This is a genomic window from Microcoleus asticus IPMA8 (assembly GCF_013179805.1).
GTDB classification, from domain to species: Bacteria; Cyanobacteriota; Cyanobacteriia; order Cyanobacteriales; family Microcoleaceae; genus Microcoleus; species Microcoleus asticus.
In genome coordinates, this window is sequence record NZ_SRRZ01000236.1 from 1 (window position 1) to 4,297 (window position 4,297).

Annotated in this window: 3 protein-coding genes and 1 pseudogene; 3 read left to right on the forward strand and 1 reads right to left on the reverse strand. The window is 48.8% G+C overall.

Annotated elements, in window-relative coordinates; genetic code table 11:
* A pseudogene (locus E5S67_RS34955) lies at positions 1–293 on the reverse strand (IS1/IS1595 family N-terminal zinc-binding domain-containing protein); the annotation flags it as partial.
* Between the two features lie 193 nt (positions 294–486).
* Between E5S67_RS34955 and E5S67_RS31180 the strand changes: the two are divergent.
* The 3 genes from E5S67_RS31180 to E5S67_RS31190 all read left to right on the forward strand — a co-directional run bounded on the left by E5S67_RS31180 (position 487) and on the right by E5S67_RS31190 (position 4,264).
* Positions 487–1,500, forward strand: coding sequence for an SDR family oxidoreductase (locus E5S67_RS31180; RefSeq protein ID WP_172193230.1), 1,014 nt, complete (start codon positions 487–489; stop codon positions 1,498–1,500).
* A gap of 585 nt (positions 1,501–2,085) precedes the next feature.
* Positions 2,086–3,096 (forward strand): SDR family oxidoreductase, encoded by a 1,011-nt coding sequence (locus E5S67_RS31185; protein WP_172193232.1) that lies wholly within the window; start codon positions 2,086–2,088, stop codon positions 3,094–3,096.
* A 451-nt stretch (positions 3,097–3,547) separates the two neighbouring features.
* Complete coding sequence (locus tag E5S67_RS31190) at positions 3,548–4,264, forward strand: poly(R)-hydroxyalkanoic acid synthase subunit PhaE (RefSeq protein WP_216670835.1); 717 nt, start codon at positions 3,548–3,550, stop codon at positions 4,262–4,264.
* Positions 4,265–4,297: the final 33 nt, after the last annotated feature.

The following is a 4,297-nucleotide window of genomic DNA, read 5'->3' on the forward strand; positions in this document are numbered from 1 at the left end:
CACTCACTGTTTTCACTTCTCTGCTGTATTGCGTAAGCGTTGCTTGCCGAAGGCATCGCATCCCTCTTTAAAAACTGTCCGGAGTATTGTTGTTTAACCCAGTTAATAACTGTATTATGATTAACTCCACTTATTCTTTCAAGATCCCGAAATCCCTGACCATTGACGTACATTGTCAAGCATTGCTCCTTAATTGAATTTTGGTATCTTTTGTGCGAATAAAATTTAACTAATTGCTTTCCACAGTCACGGCACAAGTAGTTTTGTTTGCCGCGACTGTGGCCATTTTTACAGAATTTGTTTCATAGAAACGTGAATGCAAATCATCCCTCTATTATGCAACGCCCAAAGTTGAGCTGGTTTTAATCCCAACATACTAAAGGCTGGTTTAGAATGAAATGTGCTGGCAACTATCACCTTCGGTACGATGCGCCCTCACTGCTATTCAAGATAGCTTCTAATAAGGGTTAGTAAGGAGTACCAGCAATGCAGCTTAAACCAATAGACCAACAAGTTGTCGCCGTTGTAGGAGCTTCCAGCGGTATCGGAAGAGAAACCGCTATTCAATTCGCGGCGCGGGGGGCGAAGTTGGTCGTTTCGGCTCGTAGCGAACCAGGATTGGATTCTCTAGTGGATGAAATAAAGCAGATAGGGGGCGAGGCGATCGCTATACCTGCAGACGTAGCAGATTTTGAGCAGGTAAAAGCGATCGCAGACAGAGCCATCCAGCAATACGGGCGGCTTGATACCTGGGTGCATTTAGCAGCCATCAATCTCTACGCGATTTTTGAGCAGACAACACCACAGGAGTTTAAGCGCGTCATCGATGTGAACCTAATGGGACAGGTACACGGGGCGATGGCGGCACTGCCCCATCTCAAGCGCGAGGGACGAGGATCGCTGCTCCATGTCTCCTCAGTGGAAGGCAGACGTTCGTTCCCATACCACAGCGCCTACGGGGCATCAAAGCATGGAATTGATGGCTTTTTGGAAGCCATGCGGCTTGAGTTGATACATGAGGGTTTGTCGAGCATCAATGTAACCAATGTGATGCCAGCCTCAATCAATACCCCTCTGTTTAACAAATCCCGCACCAAGATAGGCGTAAAACCCCAAGGACTGCCACCGTTTTACCAGCCCGATATCGTAGTGGACGCTATCCTCTACGCGGCTGGCCACCCAACCCGTGACATTATCGCTGGAGGGGCAGGGCGGGCGATGGCTCTAATTCAGCGGCTCTCACCCCAATTAATGGATACCTTGCTGCTGCAAGCCGGAGCGGGCTTTAACCTACAGAAAACCAGCGAACCGAAGTCCGAAAATGCTCCAGATAATTTATTTGAGCCGATCGCAGGCTTCGATCGCGTTGAGGGAGATTTTAGCAAGCAATCACGGGCGAATAGCTATTCCACCTGGCTGGAAACCCATCCCACGGCAAAGTGGGGCGCGATCGCCGTTACAGTGCTGGGAGCCTTCGGGTTAGCCCTGCTGGCAGTGTAAGCCTTCAATTTGAATAGACTTCTTGCAGAAGTGGGAACTTCTTAACAGAAAACAGGAAACAGAAGTGCCTATCCCAAACATTGGCAAGAAATCTAATTCTTATTGAGAGGAAAAGACTTATTCATGACACAAACTCAATCCCGAATAAGCGAGCCCGGGGTTGCCGCCAGCTTGGACGAGATGACGACCAATTATTATCCTGTTTGGCATAACTCTCTCGATCGGCTGAGTGTGGGCTAGGCCATTAATGCCATTAATAAAGATCGGGCAACACGCCTTCTCCAAACGGATGAGGGACAAAAACAGCTATCGCCTGAAAATCGGGCGGTTGCAGTCACCGAGGACTTGCTAAAACTCGGGCGTAAGGCGTTTTACTCGGAAACCTTTGGGAATGAAGTCTTTCAAAAGGATGCGGTTGGTGCTTTTGATAGCCCGATTAACCCTGTTACCCTTCAGAATTCTTCAACAAAATTTACCCAACACCCGATGAACCCGGTTTAAACCAAACTATCAGGATGTCCGGTTAAAAGAATCACCAAGAATCGGATCGCCGATCGATAAAACTGATTTAGAGGATGAAAAATAATGCAATTGAAGCCAATCAATCAGCAAGTTGTTGCCGTCGTTGGGGCTTCCAGCGGCATCGGACGCGAGAGTGCTCTTCAGTTTGCCAAGCGAGGGGCAAAGTTAGTTGTCTCGGGTCGCAGTGAGTCGAAACTAGCCTCGCTGGTGGATGAGATTCGGGGCTTCGGTGGTGAAGCAACGGCTGTAGTTGCGGATGTGTCGGTGTTCGAGCAGGTCAAAGCGATCGCAGACCGTACCGTCGAAGTCTATGGGCGGCTCGATACGTGGGTGCACGTCCCTGCCGTCGGCATCTTCGCCACATTCGACAACACCACACCCGAAGAGTTTAAGCGCGTCATTGATGTGAGCTTGATGGGGCAGGTATACGGTGCAATGGCGGCGCTACCCCATCTCAAGCGTGAGGGACGGGGGGCGCTGATCCACATCTCTTCAATGGAGGGCGTGCGAAGTCTCCCTTACCAAAGTGCATACTCCGCCGCCAAGCACGGCATTGAGGGATTCATCGAAGCTATGCGCCTGGAGTTGCAACATGAGAACATACCTGTCAGCGTGACGAGCGTGAAACCAGCGGTCATCAATACACCCTTCTGGAACAATGGCCTCACCAAGCTAGGCGTAAAGCCAGCAGGGATACCGCCCTACTACGACCCCAGGTTGGTAGCTGACGCCATCCTCTACGTTGCTGAACATCCAACTCGTGACTTCTTGGTTGGGGATGCGGCTAGAGCTCTAGGTGCGCTACAGCGGCTCTCACCCGAACTGGTCGATGCTTTGTTGCTGCTTGTCGGCTTTCAGGCTCAACACACCAACGAGCCGAAGTCTCCAGACGATCGGAACAACCTTTACGAACCTGTCCCAAGCGATACCAGAGTTGATGGAGACTTTAGCCATATGGTCATACCGAGCGTTACGGACTGGCTGGCTAAGAATCCCGCTCTCCAGTGGGGGGCGATCGCTGGTGTGATGGCTTTAGCTTTGGTGGCAACACAATCCTTCAACCACGAAAAGTGATTTTAGGATGAAATCAGTAACGCCCGTACATCAACAAATGTGAGTAGAAAATGCTGCCTCATCAAATATTTAGGTAGATTTGAACGTTTCTGGGAGGGTAGCTAATCACAAATTAGGTTTATCTGTTTTATACTCAGAGTTTTACGGATGGACGAGGGAACTAACTTATCGATCTGCCATCTACGGCACTGTTGTAGAAGTGGTAGATCGATGGTATCCCTCATCTAAAACTTGTTAAAACTGCGGCCACGTTCAACTAATGCCACTTCAAGCGCGAGTATTTGTTTGTTAGCAGTGTGGCTCTAGTTGTAATAGAGGCTTGAACGGCGCTCTTAATTTAGCTTTAATCTCACAATAAAAAGTAAGGATGCGTCGTTCTGAATAGACGCCTGCCCAGTAGAAGGAGCAGACTCCCTACCCTGAAGTCAGAAGTAAGTTTTAAGTGTACAAGATGTCGATCTTGTGCCTTTCATATCAATCTTATGTAGCAGACGTAAATATGTGGGGAAGCTGGTTCGATTTCATCAAGTCTGCAACAACTCCCGCAACACCTGCTGCGGTCAAGGCTACTCAAAATCAAGCCGAGTTGTGGCAGATTTACCTGAAGGGGTTGCAAAAGTTGACTCAGCTTTGGGCAGAATCACTACAGCAGTCACAAGAGAGCGGAACCGGAGCAGTAGGGGGTTACGCGGGAGCATTGATTGAACTCAGCAACCTCTACTCGAATATGTATGAAAAGACATTTGGTAGCGTTCTACAAAGCCCAAACTTGGGATACGCTCGTGAGTTCAACAACAAACTACTTAAAAGCTTTGATGCCGGACTCAAATTTTCTCAGGCAAACTTTGACTATCAGATATTGTTACTTGATGTCTGGCTGAAAGCTTCTGAGGAGCTGATGCGAGAGTTAGCCTCCTCAGAAGAAAAGGGCGAAACGGTTCAGAACTGGCAGCAGTTACTCCAAGTTTGGAGTAGCGTATTTGACGGGGTATTTGTACAGAGGTTCCGTGCAGAAGATGCTCTTGAAGCTCGGGGAAATTTTTTGAACTCCGCCACGATCTACAGGCTTTATCAGCAAGAGCTCAGGGAAGTGTTTCTGAAGATGTACGAGGGAGCATCCCGGTTTTGCGCTTTTGAGCATCAAACGGATATTGATCCGTTAAGGTAGGCGCACCGAAGCTTAAGCATTTGATTGACATTT

Excerpts from the sequence above, each read along its gene's own strand:
- E5S67_RS31180 (WP_172193230.1), top strand. The coding sequence starts at position 487 with ATGCAGCTTAAACCAATAGACCAACAAGTTGTCGCCGTTGTAGGAGCT.
- E5S67_RS31185 (WP_172193232.1), top strand. The coding sequence starts at position 2,086 with ATGCAATTGAAGCCAATCAATCAGCAAGTTGTTGCCGTCGTTGGGGCT.
- E5S67_RS31190 (WP_216670835.1), top strand. The coding sequence starts at position 3,548 with ATGTCGATCTTGTGCCTTTCATATCAATCTTATGTAGCAGACGTAAAT.